Origin of the sequence: Streptomyces sp. NBC_00829, assembly GCF_045161795.1 — a bacterium.
Lineage (GTDB): Bacteria > Actinomycetota > Actinomycetes > Streptomycetales > Streptomycetaceae > Streptomyces.
On the sequence record NZ_CP108867.1, the window covers coordinates 2,719,943 to 2,737,938 of the forward strand.

The following is a 17,996-nucleotide window of genomic DNA, read 5'->3' on the forward strand; positions in this document are numbered from 1 at the left end:
GGGCATGTATGACGATGCGGGTACGGGCGGGGGCCCTGGCGGTGAGCGCGCTGCTGCTGGCCGGTGCGGCCACCGGCTGCGAGGGCACCGAGGCCGGGGCGGGCGGAAACGGCGCCGGTCCGTCGGCATCCACGTCCGGGCCGGATCATGACGCCCCGGGCCTGCCCGCCGCGCTCACCGGTCAGCGGCTCGACTGGAAGAGCTGCAAGGCCCCGGTCAAGGCGGAGGGCAGCTACGCCAAGGCGCCGGGCGCACAGTGGCAGTGCACCGTACTCAAGGCGCCGCTCGACTACGGCAAACCGGCGGGCGGGACGATCGGAATCGCGCTGATCCGCTCGAAGGCCGAGGACCCCTCCCGGCGCATCGGCTCGCTGCTGTTCAACTTCGGCGGGCCCGGCGGCTCGGGGGTGGCCGCACTGCCGGGGTCGGCCGGGCAGTTCACGACCCTCCGCAGCCGTTACGACCTGGTCAGCTTCGATCCGCGCGGGGTCGCCGAGAGCTCCGGGGTGACCTGCCGGGGCGACAAGGAAGCCGAGGCCGGACACCGGCTGGACTTCACGCCCGACACACCCGAGGAGGAGAAGGCGTATCTGGCGGACTCGGCCGCCTTCGGAGCGGGCTGCGCCAAGAAGTCCGGACGGCTGCTGCCGCGTGTCGGCACGGCCGACGCCGCCCGCGACATGGACCTGATGCGCCAGGTCCTCGGCGACGACAAGCTCCACTACCTCGGCTTCTCGTACGGCACCGAACTGGGCGGCGTCTACGCCCACTTGTTTCCCTCGCGCGTGGGGCGCATCGTCCTGGACGCCGTCGTCGATCCCACCGCCGAGTACACCGCACACTCCCGCGGCCAGGCCCTGGGCTTCCAGCGCGCCCTGGAGAACTACTTCAAGAGCCGGGGCGTCGGGGCAAAGGACGGCACGCGGCGCGTGGTGAAGCTCCTGGACGCGCTGGACCGCAGACCGCTGCCCACCACCGAGGGCCGCACGCTCACCCAGAGTCTGGCGCTCACCGGGATCGTCTTCCCGCTGTACTCCAAGGACGGCTGGCCGTACCTGACCGAGGCACTGGACGCGGCGGAGAAGGGCGACGGCACCCCCCTGCTGCGGATGGCCGACGCGTACAACACCCGTGACGCGAAGGGGCACTACAGCACCCGGCACCACTCTCAGCGGGCGATATCGTGCGCGGACACCAAGGGCCGGGCGACAGCCGCCGAGGTCAAGTCCCGCCATCTGGCCGACTTCACCAAGGTGTCGCCGGTCTTCGGCCCGTATCTGGCCTGGGACCTGGCCGGCTGGTGCGCCGACTGGCCGGTGCCGGGCAAGTCGGTGACACCCGATGTCTCGGCCGGGGGCGCGGCTCCGATCCTGGTCGTCGGCACCACGGGCGACCCGGCGACGCCGTACGAGGGCGCGAAGAAGATGGCGGACGAACTCGGCGCGGGTGTCGGGGTGCTGCTCACCAACAAGGGCGAGGGCCATGGCGCGTACGGGAACGCGGACTGTGTGACCCGGACGGTGGACGCGTATCTGCTTCAGGGCAAGGTCCCGGCCGACGGGAAGACCTGCTCGTAGCGGCGCGAGGGCCCGGGACCGGCGTTTCGGTCCCGGGCCCTCACACACCGCTCTCAGTAGATCGGCTTGTCCGGCTCGATCTGGTTGATCCAGCCGATCACGCCGCCGCCGACGTGCACCGCGTCCGCGAAGCCCGCGGACTTGAGCACCGCGAGGACTTCCGCACTGCGGACACCTGTCTTGCAGTGCAGGACAATGCGCTTGTCCTGAGGCATGCTCTGGAGCGCCGTGCCCATCAGGAACTCGTTCTTCGGGATCAGCTTCGCGCCGGGGATCGAGACGATCTCGTACTCGTTGATCTCACGGACATCGATGATCTCGATGCTCTCGCCCTCGTCGATCCACTCCTTGAGCTGCTTGGGAGTGATCGTCGAACCGGCCGCCGCCTCCTGGGCCTCCTCGGACACGACGCCGCAGAAGGCCTCGTAGTCGATGAGCTCGGTGACGGTGGGGTTCTCGCCGCAGACGGCGCAGTCAGGGTCCTTGCGGACCTTGACCTGGCGGTACTGCATCTCCAGGGCGTCGTAGATCATCAGTCGGCCGACGAGCGGCTCACCGATGCCGGCCAGCAGCTTGATGGCCTCGTTGACCTGGATGGAACCGATGGACGCGCAGAGCACGCCGAGGACGCCGCCCTCGGCGCAGCTCGGGACCATGCCCGGCGGCGGGGGCTCCGGGTACAGGCAGCGGTAGCAGGGACCGTGCTCGGACCAGAAGACGGATGCCTGGCCGTCGAAGCGGTAAATCGAGCCCCAGACGTACGGCTTGTTCAACAGCACACAGGCGTCGTTGACCAGGTAGCGGGTCGCGAAGTTGTCCGTGCCGTCGACGATCAGGTCGTACTGGCTGAAGATGTCCATCACGTTCTCGGCTTCGAGCCGCTCTTCGTGGAGGATCACATTCACATACGGGTTGATGCCGAGCACGGAGTCCTTGGCGGACTCCGCCTTGGAGCGGCCGATGTCCGCCTGGCTGTGAATGATCTGGCGCTGCAGGTTGGACTCGTCGACCTCGTCGAACTCCACGATGCCGAGCGTGCCGACACCGGCCGCCGCGAGGTACATCAGGGCCGGCGAACCCAGGCCGCCGGCGCCCACACAGAGCACCTTGGCGTTCTTCAGCCGCTTCTGCCCGTCCATCCCGACATCGGGGATGATCAGGTGGCGGGAGTACCTGCGGACCTCGTCGACGGTGAGCTCAGCAGCTGGCTCGACCAGGGGTGGCAGCGACACGGGGACTCCGTTGGTCGGTATGTCAGTACAGTTCGTTCTCCCCGTAACACTGCCATGGCCCTCCTCATTCCGAGACACCCGGTCCGATCTGCGAGACGATTTCGTCCCAGTAACCGGGCAGTGACGTAAATGCACTGTTATGTCCGCTCTGATCACCGCGGTCGGTGAAGAAGATCGTCCCGGCGCCCTGCCAGCGTGCGATACGGGTGGCCTCCCGCAGATGCGTGCGCGGAATGCCGTGGACGAAGTGGACGAAGCGCTCCGGCGGGTAGTCGGCCGTCCACTCCGCCACCTGCGACCACCGGTAGTCCGCCCACGGCCCGCAGAAGGTGACCAGCTGGTCGGCGGCCTCCGCATAGCCCGGGTACGGATGTGCTCCGTGCCCCAGGACCAGATGGCCGCCGTCGAGCACCGCCTCCAGCGTCGCCGTCGTACGCCGCACTCCCTGGAGGTCGGCGCGATCCGTCGGACAGCGGTCCAGCAGGAAGCCTTCGACGCGGTACCACTCCAGATAGTGGTGCGCGTCCGCGACGAGATCGCCGAAGGGGCGCGAGCCGTGCGCCATGTCCAGATGGCCGAGGACGCGCACGCCCGCGTTGCGCAGCTTGCCCGCGGCCTCCAGACAGTGCGGATCGGGGCGGTCCCCCGGGCCGTCGTCGACATTGAGGACGACCCAGTGCAGCGGTGTGCCGGGACGGGTCAGCTCGGCCCATTCGACGGGGGCGAGCAGCGGATGCGCATAGCCGGGGACGCCGAAGCCGAGTCTCTCCGCGCCGGTCGCGGAGAGCTGCGTGCCCGTCGTGGTCAGATGCGGCATGCCGCCTCCATCCAGATGTCGGCGAGGGACTCTTCGAGGTTGATCCGCGGGCGCCAGCCGAGGCGGTCGCGGGCGGTGCGGACATCCGCCTGCTGCCAGCTGCCGCAGCCGTCGGGGTAGGGCGTGGGCGCCTGGGGCAGCTGCTCCATGACCGACTCGGAACGCGGGGAGCCGATGGAGGGGCGGCCGGAGGGCGGTTCCAGCTCGTGCAGTGCGCCGGCGTAGCCCGCGACCCTGGCGAGGACCGCGGCTGCGTCCCGCAGGCGCACCGCACGCCCGGTTCCGATGTTGACGACGCCCTGCGCGGCGGAGAGCGAGGCCGCGTGCACGGCCCGCGCCACGTCCCGTACATCGACGAAGTCGCGCTGCACACCGAGGCCGCCGAGCTTCAGCTCGCCGTCGCCGGACTGCATGGCGCGGCGCATCGCCTCGGCGAGGCGGCCGAGTGGGGAACCGGCCGGGGTGCCGGGCCCCACGGGCGAGAACACCCTCAGCACGACGGCGTCCAGGCCCGCGCCGAGGACGAGCTCGGTGGCGGCGAGCTTGCTGACGCCGTACGGGCCGCCGGGGCGCGGGACCGCGTCCTCCGCGGTCGAGGACCCCTGTGGGGAGGGACCGTACTCGGAGGCGCAGCCGAGCTGGACGAGCCGGGCACCGCAGCCGCTGCGGCGCAGGGCCTCGCAGACGGTGGCGACGGCAACGGTGTTGTGCCGGGTCAGTTCGCGGGCGCCGCCTCGAGTGGCGCCGGCGCAGTTGATGACGACGCCGGGGTGAACGGCGCCCAGGAAGCGGGTGAGGGCCCCCGGGCTGCCTCCGGCGAGATCGAAGCGTACGTCGGCGTCGTCGCCGCGTCCGAGGGCGGTGAGGTGCACGGCCGGGTCGGCGAGCAGCCGGTCGGCGACGAAGCGGCCGAGGAATCCATTGGCACCGAGCAGGAGCACCCTCATCGCGCGGCCCCTGGGTGCCGACGGGCCTCGGTGGGTTGTTGGGGGGTCATGTCGCTTTCTCCTTAGGGGTGTTGCTGTCGATGCCGGCACGGGCGCCGGGGTGCTCTCGCGGTGTCGGCTCCGGGGGAGCGGGGGTCAGACGGTGTGCGCCGAGGCCCGGGACAGGGCAGCGGTGGCGTGGGCGAGCAGGCCGAGAGCGGCGGCCCCGCAGGCGACGGCAGGTACAGCGCCGGCGCCCCAGGCGCCGACGGCCGCCTCGACGGGCCGCGCCAGGAAGCCGCAGCCGGGCAGGCGCCCGGCCAGCAGCAGGACGGGGGCGAGGATTTCGGCGGCGCAGGCGGTTCCGAGGCCGACCGCCGCCGAGTGGGAAAAGCCGTGGACGATCAGCAGCCGCGCGAGGAACAGCAGGGTGCCGAGGGCGGCGGCGGGAACGAGCCCCTCGTGCGGCAGGGCGAGGCCGACGAGGACGAGGAGCGCGGCGAGGGCGCAGACGTACAGCGCGACGGCTCCGAACAGCAGGGGGCGTGCGCCGGAGGCGAACTCTTCGAGGCCGCGGCTGCCGTCCAGCCTTCGGCGCGCCCGCACGGAGAAGAACCGGGCGCACCACGCCGCGGGGGCGACGGCGAGGGCGAGCCCGACGAACGGGGCGGGCGTCATCAGCAGGGCGCCGTCCGGGCCGCCGGCGACGAGGCCGTTCAGAAGTCCTTCGCCGAAGGCGACGTGGGCCAGCAGCCAGAGGGTCCACAGGCGCAGGGCAGGGACCGTGCGCCCCTCGGCGCGCAGGGGGCCACGCCGAAGACAGAGGGTGAGTGCCGCGGCCACGGCCGTCGCGCCGGTGGCGGCAGCGGCGATCCGGGCACCGCCCTCGGTCGCCTCCATGCCGACGACGGCAAGGGCGCAGGCGGCGCCGGGCAGCAGCGTGAGGAGTAGGCGCCCGGTGGCTTCGGGGCTCCGCGCGGCGCGCGCCCCGGCGGCGCGTGCCGGATTGTCGGCGGTCTGCGGCGACTCCGCTCCGCGGGGCACGCGCGCGTACAGCTCCTCGGCGAGCGAGAAGACATCCCGGTGGCGGAAGCGGGCGGCTGTCCGGTCGGTGACTCCGTGGGCTTCGAGACCGGCGGCGATCTCCAGGGGGTCGACGGCCCGTTCGCACAGCTCCCGGTGGCGGTGCATCAGCGCCTTGACGGGATCGGCGGGGCCACGCCGGGGGCCGGGGGGCGGCCGGGGGGCCGCGGCCGGTTTGCGGGTCCTTGCGGACTCGTCCGCAAGGACGGCGGCGACCAGGGCGTCGGAGCGGGTGTCCCGGCCGCCGTGGCCGGGAGGCGGGTGGGGCCCGCCGGGATGCGAGGCGTCCTCGGAGGACACGCTGCGGGCGCCGGTGGCGCCACCTGCACCACCGACACCGCCCGCGCCACCTGCTGCGGTACCTGCACTGCCTGCTGCGGTATCTGCGCCACCGGCATCCTCGTCGGGCAGAGTGCGGGCACTGTCCGCCCGCGCGCCGAGCGTGCCGCTGTCGGCGGCGCTCTCTGCGGAAGCACTGCCGCCGCTCCTGCCGCCGCTCCTGCTGCCGCTCCTGCTGCCGCCCTCGCTCACGTCGGGCCGAATGCGGGGATCAGAGGCGGTCACGTCGGCGGCGCCGAGACTTCCGGGTCTCTCCGGATCCCCGGCGCCCCAGGTGTCCGAGGCCCCTTCCGCGCCCACCGCGCTCTCGGTGATACGGGATGTCCTCATGCGCCTGCCTCCTTCGGCATGACGGCCGTGCCGACGATGCCGCGCACCTGGCGCGGCACGGCGGCCCAGCGCGGGGTGCGGCCGTTCGACGGGGCGCCGCCGGTCCAGTGGCCCGGCACGTGGGCCTCGGCGGGGTGCCCGAAGGGCAGCGGCTCGCCGTCCTCGTCGACGGCCTCGCGGCGCACCGGGGAGTGCGAGATCAGCTCCAGGTAAATGCCGCGAAATGCCGTCAGGTTCTGCTCGATCGTGAAGAGTTCGAGTGCGCGGGCGCGCGCGGCGGCTCCCAGCCGCTGCCTCCGCTCCGGGTCGCGCAGCAGCGCGAGACAGGCGTCGGCGAGCGCCCGCGGATTGCGCGGGGGCACGACCAGGCCGGTACCGCCGATGACTTCGACGACCGCCCCGACGTCCGTCGACACCGTCGCGCGGGCGCAGAACATCGCCTCGACCAGGCTGATCGGAAAGCCTTCGACGACACTGGACAGGACGACCACACTGCCGCCGGCGTACGCGTCGGCCAGTTCGGGCGCCTCGGGTCCGCCGATCTCCTCGAACGAGACGGGGTTGTCGCCGACGGCGTGCGCGTCGGCGGCCTCGTCGGGGAACAGATGGGCGGCCAGCGCCCTGCAGTGCGCCAGATAGGTCGCCGCCTCGGCGCCCTGCGCGGGTGCCGTGAAGAGCCTCAGCCGCGCTTGCGGCTCCTCCTTGCGGACCTCGGCGAAGGCGTGGAGCAGGGCAATCAGGTCCTTGGCGGGCTCGATGCGGCCCACCCAGACGAGAGTATGCGCCTCACCGGCGTCGTCGCCCTCCCCCACGGCGGCGAAGCGGTCCGCCTCCATGCCCGGATAGACGGTCCGCAGTTTGGCCCGGTCGGCGCCGCACTTCTCCTGCCAGCGCCGGGCGTGGGTGTTGCCGGGGGTGATGACGGAGGCCCGGTCGTACACCTCGGCGGCGAGCTCGCCCTGGAAGGCGGCGAGCAGGGCCCGTACAGGCGAGGTCAACTCGCTGTCGCTGACCGCCAGATAGTGCGCGCGTAGTTGGACTCCGTACTCGGTGACCAGCAGCGGAACCCCGAAGAAGCGTTTGGCCAGAAGGCCTGGCAGGGCCGCGGATCCGCCGGAGGCCGCATGGCAGAGATCGACGGCGCCGAGCCCGTCCTCGCCGTACCAGTCGAGGGAGAGGGGGCGCAGGCCGCGCTCCAGCTGATCGACGAAGGTGAGGTAGTCGGGAACGGTGGCGGCATGCAGCCCCCGGCGCGCGCCGGGGGCGCGGCAGGCGGATTCGAGTACGCGCACGGCCAGTTCAGAGCGGAGCGCGGCATAGAGGCCGCCGCGCTCGCGGGCGAGTTCGGCAAGGCCGTAGAGACCTTCCGCGAAGCCGTCGGTCTGTCCGCAGACGGCCCCGGCGAGCTCCTTGAAGTGGCCGACGAAGCGCCGCCGGTCGCGTCTGCCGTAGGTGTGCCCGTCATCCTCGGGGGCCCACAGGGGTGCGGTGCGCACGCGCTGCACCTGCGCCGGGAGCCGGATCCAGCCGTGGTCCTCCTGCTGGGCGCTGCGGCTGAGCGCGTAGATGTCGAACTCGTGCTGCGCCAGCCCGCGCACAAGCCGGTCGCACCACAGCCTGGACTCACCCGTCACATACGGATAACCACCGTCCGTAAGCAGTCCGATCCGCACCAGCGCACCCCCGATCTCCCTTGTGGGCGGCCGCCGTTGGTTCGGCGACTCGCAGCGGGACGACCGTAAGCCTGTGCGCCGGTGGCGCGACGGACGGTTGTCCGTCGCGCCACCGGAAGGGGTGAATGCACGTAACTTTCGTATGCCGGTCGCGTTGCGTCGCGCTACGGCAGCATTCCACTACCGAGTGTCACGCTCCGGCCAGCCCATGAGAGGGAGGGCTCAACCGCTCGGATACACCCACGGGTTGGGCCTGCACGCGATCCCGTTGATATCCAGGGACTTGGTCTGCTGCTGCATCACCGGCGCGAGCGCTCCGGGCGTGCGGCAGTTCACGTGATCATGCCCGAGCCGGTGCCCGACCTCGTGATTGATGAGCATCTGACGGTAGGTCAGCATCGCCTTGGGGCCGTAGGTCTTCGAGCCCTGGCCCCAGCGGTAGGCGTTGATCATGACGCGCTCGGTCTTCGCCGAGTCGCAACTGACGTTGTCCTCCGACGTGTCCAGGTCGGATTTGGCGCACCAGAAGTCCGTGGTCCCGGGGCTGGCGAGCGTGATGATGAACTCGGGCTCGCCGGAGGAGATCCTCTCGAAGGTCATCTCCCCGCCGTGCGCCCAGCTGCGGTCGTCGTTGAGGGTCTGCTGGACCGCCTTGGCGAACAGGGCGCCGTCCAGTCGGAGGCCCCGCTCGATATCGACCCGGTAGCGGATCTTGCGCCCCTTTCCGGGCGCCTTGTCGAAGCCGGGAACGACGTCGAACTTCCCGCTCGCCTTCAGCTTCACGTCGACCGGGAACTGTGTGGCCATCAGCCGCGCGAACGAGGCCGGAGCCACGGGAGTGACCTGCCCGCCGTTCGGCGGGACCTTCCGGCCCCCGGAGCGGGACACCGGGCTCTCGGCCCCGCCCCGGTCGTCGCCCGTGGCCTGGGCACTGGGCGAGCCGGAGCTGTCGGTGACGACCTGGCCCGCCACGACGACCGCGAGGACCGTGGTCACCGCCGCGGCGGCGATCCCGGTGAAGGTGCGCCCCTTGCCCGCCTTGGCCGGCTGTTCCTCCGAAGCCTCGTACGCATCGTCCGGCGCGGCCCGGCCCACGTCCTCGGGGCGGCTCTCGCGGGGCACGAACGCCCGGCCGGGCCCGTCGTCCCAGGAGGTGACGGAGGCGTACGGATCGTCCTGGCCGCGCGGCCCGCCCTGCGCGGGCCGGTCGAACGCCTCGACGAACTCCCGTCGTGGTCCGGGTACCCGCGCCCCCGTGGGCATCGGCCGCGGCGGGGCCACCGAGGTCGTACGCTGCGCGCCCCGACCGCCGCGCCAGGTGTCGTACTGCTGCGGAGCGCCCCAGCCGCCGCCCGGCTCGTGCTGCTCGGGGTGTCCGCCCCTGGCCTGTGGCGCGCCGTGTCCGAAGGGAGTGTGCTCGGCTCCCGGCACGGCCGGTTGCCCGCGCCGCCCGCCGCCCGCCTCGGGCCCCAGGGCCTCCCACTGACCAGTGGACGCTGTGCCGGACCTGGTGTCCGGATCGGGGCCCTTGGGTGCGGGGCCTTTGCGGCTATGTCGTCCCACGCCCCGGATCAGCTCCCACCGCAGTCGTCGAGCAACTCCCGGAAGGCCAGGGCGACCGTCTCCGGGTACTCCATCATGGCGACGTGCCCGGCATCCGGGAGCGTCAGCAGCCGGGAGTCCCGGAAGGCCGCCGCCGCCTTGCGCGCCATACGGTACGACACAAGCTGGTCCCTGCCGCCGTAAACGAGAAGTGTCGGCGCGAGCACCCGCTCGGCCTGCCGCCACAGCCCGTGCTGACCGCCAAGTGTGTACGCGTCGACGATGCCGCGGGCCGAGCGGGTCATCGCGTCCCAGAAGTACGGGAGGCCGATCCGCCGCTCCATCTCCTCCACGGCGTTGCGCAGCGCCTCGTCACCGACCCGCGAAGGATCTCCGTAGCAGAGCGCCAGCACCCCATGGGTGCGCTGCTCCGCCGTCCAGTCCTTGCTGAGCCTGCGGAACAGCGAGGTGACACCGGGCACCGCGATGAGAGCGGTGGGCACGGCCGAGCGCTGGACGCGCAGTTCGGGCAGGGCGGGCGAGACGAGGGTGAGCGTGCGCACCAGATCGGGTCTGACTGCGGCGACCCGGGTGGAGACGGCGCCGCCCAGGGAGTTCCCCAGCAGATGCACGGGACCGTGACCGGCGGCGTCCAGATAACGGATCACCGCCCGGGCGTGCGCGGTGAGGGAGTAGTCGCCGTCGTCCGGCGGCGGCGAGTCGCCGAAGCCGGGCAGGTCGAGCGCCTCACCGTCCACGACGTCTTCGAGCAGCGGCATCAGCGCCGACCAGTTCAGCGAGGAGCCGCCGAGGCCGTGGACGTACAGCGCGCGCGGGAGACCCGCACGCGCCGGGGGCCTGGATCTGACGGTCAGTGTCAGTCCCGGCAGCGTGACGGAGCGCAGCTCCTCCCCCTCGGCGACCCGGACGGCCGCCGCCTTGGGGGCTGCGGCGGCGGTCGCGGCGCGAACTCCCGGCAGCTCGGTCGAAGACATGCGGCAATGTTACGAGACGATCACACCGACGTTCGTGTGTTCGGCATCACACATCGCATAGCGCCGCGATTCAGTACCTCCTAGGCTCGTAGGAAAGGCGCTCTCCATGGAAAGCGGTGCAGCATGCCTGTCGATCCCACCGATCCGGAAATATTCGAAGAAGACGACCAGGACGCCGCACGCGACGAAGAGGTCCCCGAGGCCGACGCGGCCGAGCAGCACACCGAGATCAGGCCGGAGCACGACGACCCGCTGACCGGCATCGACAGGGACTCCGCGAACGAGGCCGACGCCATGGAACAGGCCCGAATTGTCACCCTCGATGAGGACGACTACCGATGACCTGCCCTCTTTGACCACGAATAGGGAGCTATCCCTACTGTCCGGTCCGTGAAATTCTGCGCTCGCAGCACGCACAGCCGGGTTACCCAAAAGTACGATGGCGGCGCGGCGCGGCGCACAGCGCGCACGGAACGATTTTGGGAGGCGGCGTGACAGCCATCGAGCAGACAGAGGCAGCGCGCCCACGGGGCACGCGTCTGCCACGCCGAGCCCGCAGGAACCAGCTCCTGGGCGCTGCCCAGGAAGTATTCGTGGCCCAGGGCTACCACTCGGCCGCCATGGATGACATCGCCGAACGGGCCGGCGTCAGCAAGCCCGTTCTGTACCAGCACTTCCCGGGCAAGCTGGAGCTCTATCTCGCCCTGCTCGACCAGCACTGCGAGTCCCTGCTGCTGGGGGTCCGCACGGCGCTCGCGTCGACGACCGACAACAAACTGCGCGTCGCCGCCACCATGGACGCCTACTTCGCGTACGTCGAGGACGAGGGCGGCGCCTTCCGGCTGGTCTTCGAGTCGGACCTGACGAACGAGCCCGCGGTGCGCGAGCGCGTGGACCGGGTCTCGCTCCAGTGCGCCGAGGCGATCTCCGATGTGATCGCCGAGGACACGGGCCTTTCCAAGGATGAGTCCATGCTGCTGGCCGTGGGCCTCGGCGGGGTCTCCCAGGTGGTGGCCAGGTACTGGCTCTCCAGCGGTTCCGGCATCCCGCGCGACACCGCGGTGCAACTGCTGACGTCGCTGGCGTGGCGGGGCATCGCCGGCTTCCCGCTGCACGGCACCGACCAGCACTGAGTGCGGGCCGCCGGTGTTCGCTCCTGGCGTTCACCGGTGGCGCCTGCCGGGTCCTGTCGCCGGGCTAGGGTGTGCTGGGTACGGCGCGGCTGACCGCGCAACGCACTGACCGTTCGGAGGGACATAGCCGTGGAGGTCAAGATCGGCGTGCAGCACGCGCCCCGGGAGATCGTTCTGGAGAGCGGGCAGTCCGCCGAGGAGGTCGAGCGCGCGGTGGCCGACGCGCTGGCCGGCAAGGCGCAGCTGCTCAGCCTCACGGACGACAAGGGCCGCAGGGTCCTGGTACCGGCCGACCGGATCGCGTACGTCGAGATCGGCGAGCCGGCTGCACGGCGCGTGGGCTTCGGCGCTCTGTAGGGGGCGGGCGACGTCACCCGGAGCGGTGGCGGACGTCACTGAAGCAGTAGGGAAGAGGGCCCGGCGGATTTCTCCGCCGGGCCCTCTTCGGGCTGCTCAGCGAGGGTTGCACTCCATAGACGCCGGGTAGTACGGGCTACGACCGAATTGCCCGCACCGGACTCCGTGAGGTGATCAGCAGTGCTGCTGGAAGCGCTCGGATCAGTCCTGCTCGGCCTCGCCCTCGCATGGGCGGCTGTCCGTCGTCTGTCCGACCGTCTCCCGGCCCGGCGCGTGGTGTTCACCGCAGGCCCGCTCGGCGCCCTGTTCGGCGCCTATGTGACCCACTCCGCACTCGGTCCCGGTCATGCCCTGGTGACGCTGGTGGGTGGTGCGGCGATGGGATCCGTGGTGCTCTCGCTGCTGATCCGGCCGTCAACGCGGCGTCTGAGCCGCGCGCTCCCTTTCTGAGCCGGCATGAAGCGGCTTCCGCGAAAGCGCGGAAGCCGCCACAGGAGGGTCGGTCCGAGCCGGACCGGGGCGGGGGCCGGGATGACTAGAGAGCGTCGCGGACCGGGCGGGACCGTGCGGACCCCTAGGCGGCGAGGCCCAGGGCCGCCATCCGTTTGGTGTGCGCCTCGGTGATCCGGGAGAACATCCGGCCGACCTCCGCGAGGTCGAAACCGTCCGCCACTCCCCCGACCAGCATCGTGGAGAGCGCGTCACGGTCCGCCACCACACGCTGTGCCTGGGAGAGCGCCTCGCCCATCAGCCGCCGCGCCCACAGCGCGAGCCGTCCGCCGACGCGCGGCTCGGCCTCGATCGCGGCGCGCACCTTCTCGACGGCGAAGTTGCCGTGGCCCGTGTCGTCGAGCACGCCGAGCACCAGTGCCCGGGTGTCGGTGTCCAGTCGGGCCGCGACCTCGCGGTAGAAGTCGCTGGCGATCGAGTCGCCGACGTACGCCTTGACCAGGCCCTCCAGCCAGTCGGACGGCGCGGTCTGGCGGTGGAAGTCGTCCAGGGCCTTCGAGAAGGGCTCCATCGCCGCGGTCGGCTCGGCGTCGATGGCCGTGAGCCGGTCACGCAGCCGCTCGAAGTGGTGGAACTCCGCGGACGCCATCTTGGCCAGCTCCGCCTTGTCGCCGAGCGTCGGCGCCAGCTTGGCGTCCTCGGCGAGCCGCTCGAAGGCCGCCAGCTCGCCGTAGGCGAGCGCACCCAGCAGATCCACGACGGCTGCGCGGTACTGGGGGTCGGCGGACGCCGTGGCCCAGTCCTGGGCGGCGATTCCGGTGTGTGCAGTGGCGTTGTCAGGCGTCTCCATGAAGCGCACAATAGCCCGCTCTCCCCAGGGCGGAAGGGCCTGGTCAGCCACGCCTGTGGCGCGGTTCCTACGAATTCACCCAACACACATGCGCGATTCCGGGGTACAGTGGTATTGCGCCTGTCGAGCGTTTTGATTACTCGGCGGGCGATCGCAGTGTATGACTGGAGGATTTGTTCTCCAGAGTCCCCTTGAGGATGCCCGGTCGGTGGCACGATCGGCTCCGAACCGACCGCCCTCCGCGCGGACCGTGCGCATGAATCGCGTGCGACCGCAGATGAGGGGCCCCCTCAGCGGCACGACGCTCGAGCGAAGGCAGTGGTCCCGCGCCATCCGGCCAACCCACGGCCGGCCCGGTACCCAGGTGCGGTACGACCCCCATCGTTCGCCTTGTGCCGCGTCTCACAGAAGAGGCAGCACCCTGACTACGACTTTCCGGGATCTTGGGATCCTTCCCGAGACCGCCGAGGCCCTTGAGGCCGTCGGCATTGTGTCCCCCTTTCCCATCCAGGAGATGACGCTCCCCGTCGCGCTCTCCGGGACCGACGTGATCGGCCAGGCCAAGACAGGCACCGGCAAGACACTCGGTTTCGGCCTGCCGCTGCTGGAGCGTGTCACCGTCCCCGCCGACGTCGAGGCCGGCCGGGCGAAGCCCGAGCAGCTGACCGACGCCCCGCAGGCTCTCGTGGTGGTCCCCACCCGGGAGCTGTGCACCCAGGTCACCAACGACCTGCTGACCGCCGGCAAGGTGCGTAACGTCCGCGTGCTCGCCATCTACGGCGGCCGTGCGTACGAACCGCAGGTCGAGGCGCTCAGGAAGGGCGTCGACGTGATCGTCGGCACCCCCGGCCGTCTGCTCGACCTGGCGGGCCAGAAGAAACTGGACCTCTCGCACGTGCGCGGTCTCGTCCTCGACGAGGCCGACGAGATGCTCGACCTGGGCTTCCTGCCCGACGTCGAGAAGATCATCCAGCTGCTGCCGCCGAAGCGCCAGACGATGCTGTTCTCTGCGACCATGCCGGGCGCGGTCATCGGCCTCGCCCGCCGGTACATGTCGCAGCCCACGCACATCCGCGCCACCGCGCCGGACGACGAGGGCGCGACCGTCGCGAACATCACGCAGCGTGTCTACCGAGCGCACTCCATGGACAAGCCCGAGATGGTCTCGCGCATCCTGCAGGCCGACGGCCGCGGGCTCGCGATGATCTTCTGCCGTACGAAGCGGACGGCGGCGGACATCGCCGAGCAGCTCGCCAAGCGCGGCTTCGCCTCCGGCGCGGTCCACGGCGACCTGGGCCAGGGCGCCCGCGAGCAGGCCCTGCGGGCCTTCCGCAACGGCAAGGTGGACGTGCTCGTCTGCACCGACGTCGCGGCGCGAGGCATCGACGTCGAGGGCGTGACGCATGTCATCAACTACCAGTCGCCCGAGGACGAGAAGACCTACCTCCACCGCGTCGGCCGCACCGGCCGCGCGGGCGCGTCCGGCACGGCCGTGACGCTGGTCGACTGGGACGACATCCCGCGCTGGCAGCTGATCAACAAGGCGCTGGACCTCGGTTTCAGCGACCCGGTCGAGACGTACTCCACGTCGCCGCACCTGTTCGAGGAGCTCGGCATTCCGGCGGGCACGAAGGGTGTTCTGCCGCGCGCCGAGCGCACCCGTGCCGGTCTGGCCGCCGAAGAGGTCGAGGACCTGGGCGAGACGGGCGGGCGCGGCCGAAGGTCGTCGTCGGCCCCGGTTGAGGAGCGCGCGCCGCGTGCTCCCCGCACCCCGCGCCAGCGCCGCCGTACACGCGGCGGCTCTGCCCTGGACTCCGCCGAGCCGGTGGCGACGCCGGCCGCGCAGGAGCCCTTGGACGGGGACGCCTCCGCAGAGCCCCGGACCCCGCGGCGCCGCCGCCGGACCCGGGTCTCAGCAGCCACGGCCGTCCTGGACACGGTCGAGGCGGTGCAGACGGTCGAGCCCGAGGCGGAGCCGAAGCCCCGCCGCCGGACGCGTGCGTCGAAGCCGGTGGAGATCGAGGTCGGCACCGACATCGCCACCGAGGCCGAGCCCGCGGTGAAGCCCCGACGCCGTACCCGCGCCGCCAAGCCCGTCGAGATCGACGTGGAGGCCGAGGTGGTGACGGAGACCAAGCCCCGCCGCCGTACCCGCGCCGCCAAGCCGGTCGAGATCGAGGTCGGCACCGACATCGCCACCGACGTCGAGCCCGAGGTGAAGCCCCGCCGCCGCACCCGGGCCGCCAAGCCCGTGGATGCTGTCGAGGCCGTCGCCACGGCCGAGGCAGCGGAGGCGCCGGCAAAGCCCCGACGCAGGACGCGCACGCCGAAGGCGGCGCAGCCGGAGAGCTGACGCCGACGACGCAACGCCGATGGCCCGGCCCCCGTTGAGGATGCCGGGCCATCGGCGTTCCGCCGTCCGGGCCGATGCACTCCGCCCCGGGCCGAGCACGCCCGTCCGGCGACACAGGCCCGGGGCGGAGTCCCCGTTCGAACAGGAGCCGGTTAGCCTCGTCGCATGAGCCGGCCGCCCACCTTCACCCCGCCTCCCTGCGCGCTGCGCCGCGACCTCGTCACCGCGCGCGGCACCTTCGCCGTGCTCGACGCGCAGCCCGGCACTGCGACCGCCGAGCCCACCCCCCAGGGCACCGCCCTCCTCCTTCCCGGGTTCACCGGGAGCAAGGAGGACTTCATCGCGCTGCTCGAACCCCTCGCCGAGGCCGGCCACCGCGTCATCGCCGTCGACGGGCGCGGCCAGTACGAGAGCGTCGGCCCCGACGCCCAACAGGGCTACGACCAGGCCGAGTTGGCTCTCGATGTACTGGCCCAGGCCGAGGCGGTCCAGGCCGAGGCGACCGGGAGCGGGGCGGCCCCGGGCGGCCCGGTGCACCTGGTCGGCCACTCGCTCGGCGGCCAGATCGCCCGCGCCGCCGTCCTCCTGCGCCCCGACGCCTTCCGCACACTGACCCTCATCTCCTCCGGGCCCGCGCAGATCTCCCCCGCCCAGCGGCAGAAGGTCAAGCTGCTCAGCGACGCCCTGGCGCTCATGAGCATGGACGAGGTCTGGCAGGCGATGACGGCGCTGGACCCGCCAGAGGACACTGACACGGGAAACGGCAACGCCGAGGACCTGCGCCGCCGTTGGCTGCGCCACAACCCCGCCCAGCTGCTCGCCACGGGCCGGGCACTGACCGTCGAACCCGACCGGGTCGACGAACTCGCCGCCGTGGCAACACTTCCCAAGCACGTCCTGTCGGGCGAGCGGGACGACACCTGGCCCGTGCCGCTGCTGGACGCGATGGCGCAGCGCCTGCGTGCCCACAGGACCGTCATCACCGGGGCCGAGCACTCGCCGAACACCGACCGCCCCTTGGAGACCGCTGCCGCGCTGGTGACGTTCTGGAATCAGTACTGAGCCTGAAGGTGCTGCCAGAAGCCGTCGCGCAGCGCCCGTCTCAGTACCGCGTGCCCCCGCAGTGACCGCTGCAGTACCCGCTCCGCCTCGATCAGCAGGTCCTGGTCCACCGGGCCGGGCAGATAGGGATGCCCCGGCAGCAACTCCGCCATCGCGTCCCGTCCCCGCTCCGCCAGCCAGGTCGCCGCGATCTGCGCCCCCACGAAGCGCACCTCGTCGCGCGAGGGCGGAGGCGCGCCCTCGTTCTCGTATGTCGTCACGGGACGGCGTGTGATGTACGGCCGGCAGAAGTCCAGGTCGAATGTCCGCTGGCTGTCGACCTCCCACAGCAGCGGTTCGGCCTGATTCCGTCCGTCCGCGGCCTCGATTCCCCACAGATGGACGCGTGCGCCGTACCCCTGGGCCGCCTCGACCGCCGAGACCAGGTCCTCGTCGCCGCCCACGAGCGCCGCGTCACTGATCGCGCGGTGCCGGGCGAGCGACTCCAGATCCGTGCGGATGAGCGAGTCGACGCCCTTCTGCTGGTTGTTCGCGTTGAGATTGCCGAGCCGCACCTTGACGTCGGGCAGTTCGGCGATCGCCTGCTGTTCGGGGGTGTGGATGCGGCGCCGCGCGCCGTCGTACCAGTACACCCGCAGCAGCCTGCTGTCCGCGAAGATCGTGCGCGCCTTGTCGATGAAGGCCTCGATCAGCCCCTCGGCGTCCAGATCGAAGGAGCGCCGGTCCTCGGTGCCCGCCACAAGCAACCCGGCCGCAGCATAGACGTAACCCGCGTCCACGAAGATGGCATGCGTGGACGGGGTTTTGGCGACTTCGGCGAGCATGCGATGAAGCAGCTCGTTGGTCCGCTCCAGGCGGGCGCCGATCTCGCTGCTGTCCGCGTCGTTCATACGGTGCTCGTTCATACGCAGCTCATTCTCCGTGGCCGAGCGACTACCCGCCAGTAGTTAGGCATCCGAAAAATTTCCTTAGCGTAGGGAATGTTTGCAGGCTGCATAGCGTTGAACCCCTATAGAACACCGGCGGGAAACCGTCGCCATCAGTTCTCCTGCAGGAGGATCAGACGAAGGGAGAAGCCCTTGCGCTTCGAGATCATGCGACTGGACGACATCGACGGCACCGCCGTCGACTCGACCGTCGTAGACGCCGCCTCCGTCAACCGGATCGTGCAGCAGGCCGCATCGACCGGCCAGCGCATCTATATCCGACCGGCCGAATCCACGGCCTCGTAACGCTTCACGACGTTGTGATGTGAGCATCGCGCCCCCGTACGGACG

The 17,996-nt window shown here is 71.3% G+C and carries 17 protein-coding genes; 8 read left to right on the top strand and 9 right to left on the bottom strand.

Features of this window, described 5'->3' with window-relative positions; all coding sequences use genetic code 11:
• Positions 1–8 precede the first annotated feature (8 nt).
• The gene (locus OG293_RS11305) at positions 9–1,577 is read left to right on the top strand and encodes an alpha/beta hydrolase (RefSeq protein WP_405998658.1); all 1,569 of its coding nucleotides are present in this window, start codon (positions 9–11) and stop codon (positions 1,575–1,577) included.
• Positions 1,578–1,630: 53 nt separating this feature from the next.
• Here the strand turns inward: OG293_RS11305 and moeZ are convergent, their stop codons facing one another.
• The 7 genes from moeZ to OG293_RS11340 form a co-directional block, all read right to left on the bottom strand.
• Complete coding sequence (gene moeZ, locus OG293_RS11310) at positions 1,631–2,809, bottom strand: adenylyltransferase/sulfurtransferase MoeZ (RefSeq protein ID WP_405998659.1); 1,179 nt, start codon at positions 2,807–2,809, stop codon at positions 1,631–1,633.
• Between the two features lie 64 nt (positions 2,810–2,873).
• Complete coding sequence (locus OG293_RS11315) at positions 2,874–3,626, bottom strand: spherulation-specific family 4 protein (protein ID WP_405998660.1); 753 nt, start codon at positions 3,624–3,626, stop codon at positions 2,874–2,876.
• Entirely contained in the window at positions 3,614–4,573 is a 960-nt protein-coding gene (locus tag OG293_RS11320) for an NAD-dependent epimerase/dehydratase family protein (RefSeq protein WP_405998661.1), read from the bottom strand. Before OG293_RS11320 ends, OG293_RS11315 begins: the two co-directional genes overlap by 13 nt.
• Before the next feature lie 135 nt (positions 4,574–4,708).
• Positions 4,709–6,304, bottom strand: a complete 1,596-nt coding sequence (locus tag OG293_RS11325) for a hypothetical protein (protein ID WP_405998662.1) — start codon at positions 6,302–6,304, stop codon at positions 4,709–4,711.
• Complete coding sequence (locus tag OG293_RS11330) at positions 6,301–7,977, bottom strand: DUF3492 domain-containing protein (RefSeq protein ID WP_405998663.1); 1,677 nt, start codon at positions 7,975–7,977, stop codon at positions 6,301–6,303. Before OG293_RS11330 ends, OG293_RS11325 begins: the two co-directional genes overlap by 4 nt.
• 222 nt (positions 7,978–8,199) lie before the next feature.
• Complete coding sequence (locus tag OG293_RS11335) at positions 8,200–9,540, bottom strand: DUF3152 domain-containing protein (protein ID WP_405998664.1); 1,341 nt, start codon at positions 9,538–9,540, stop codon at positions 8,200–8,202.
• 8 nt (positions 9,541–9,548) lie between these two features.
• On the bottom strand, positions 9,549–10,514 hold the full coding sequence (locus OG293_RS11340) for an alpha/beta fold hydrolase (protein ID WP_405998665.1): 966 nt from the start codon (positions 10,512–10,514) through the stop codon (positions 9,549–9,551).
• A gap of 123 nt (positions 10,515–10,637) precedes the next feature.
• On the opposite strand from OG293_RS11340, the gene OG293_RS11345 reads away from it, so the two are divergent.
• The 4 genes from OG293_RS11345 to OG293_RS11360 all read left to right on the top strand — a co-directional run bounded on the left by OG293_RS11345 (position 10,638) and on the right by OG293_RS11360 (position 12,454).
• Positions 10,638–10,856, top strand: a complete 219-nt coding sequence (locus OG293_RS11345; protein WP_405998666.1) for a hypothetical protein — start codon at positions 10,638–10,640, stop codon at positions 10,854–10,856.
• A 149-nt stretch (positions 10,857–11,005) separates the two neighbouring features.
• Positions 11,006–11,647, top strand: a complete 642-nt coding sequence (locus OG293_RS11350) for a TetR/AcrR family transcriptional regulator (RefSeq protein ID WP_405998667.1) — start codon at positions 11,006–11,008, stop codon at positions 11,645–11,647.
• 129 nt (positions 11,648–11,776) lie between these two features.
• A complete protein-coding gene (locus tag OG293_RS11355) occupies positions 11,777–12,004 on the top strand; it encodes a DUF3107 domain-containing protein (protein ID WP_405998668.1) in 228 nt (75 codons plus the stop codon).
• A 180-nt stretch (positions 12,005–12,184) separates the two neighbouring features.
• Positions 12,185–12,454 (top strand): hypothetical protein, encoded by a 270-nt coding sequence (locus OG293_RS11360; RefSeq protein WP_405998669.1) that lies wholly within the window; start codon positions 12,185–12,187, stop codon positions 12,452–12,454.
• A 124-nt stretch (positions 12,455–12,578) separates the two neighbouring features.
• Here OG293_RS11360 and OG293_RS11365 read toward each other — a convergent pair whose 3' ends face one another.
• Positions 12,579–13,304: a ferritin-like fold-containing protein gene (locus OG293_RS11365; RefSeq protein ID WP_405998670.1), complete on the bottom strand. Its 726-nt coding sequence runs from the start codon at positions 13,302–13,304 to the stop codon at positions 12,579–12,581.
• 514 nt (positions 13,305–13,818) lie between these two features.
• Between OG293_RS11365 and OG293_RS11370 the strand changes: the two genes are divergently transcribed.
• Both OG293_RS11370 and OG293_RS11375 read left to right on the top strand, forming a co-directional pair.
• Positions 13,819–15,657: a DEAD/DEAH box helicase gene (locus OG293_RS11370; RefSeq protein ID WP_405998671.1), complete on the top strand. Its 1,839-nt coding sequence runs from the start codon at positions 13,819–13,821 to the stop codon at positions 15,655–15,657.
• A 165-nt stretch (positions 15,658–15,822) separates the two neighbouring features.
• Positions 15,823–16,719, top strand: coding sequence for an alpha/beta fold hydrolase (locus tag OG293_RS11375; RefSeq protein ID WP_405998672.1), 897 nt, complete (start codon positions 15,823–15,825; stop codon positions 16,717–16,719).
• Here the strand turns inward: OG293_RS11375 and OG293_RS11380 are convergent.
• Positions 16,710–17,624, bottom strand: coding sequence for an NYN domain-containing protein (locus OG293_RS11380; protein WP_405998673.1), 915 nt, complete (start codon positions 17,622–17,624; stop codon positions 16,710–16,712). The two genes, OG293_RS11375 and OG293_RS11380, sit on opposite strands and share 10 nt — an antisense overlap.
• A gap of 174 nt (positions 17,625–17,798) precedes the next feature.
• On the opposite strand from OG293_RS11380, the gene OG293_RS11385 reads away from it, so the two are divergent.
• Positions 17,799–17,951: a hypothetical protein gene (locus tag OG293_RS11385; protein WP_405998674.1), complete on the top strand. Its 153-nt coding sequence runs from the start codon at positions 17,799–17,801 to the stop codon at positions 17,949–17,951.
• Positions 17,952–17,996 lie beyond the last annotated feature (45 nt).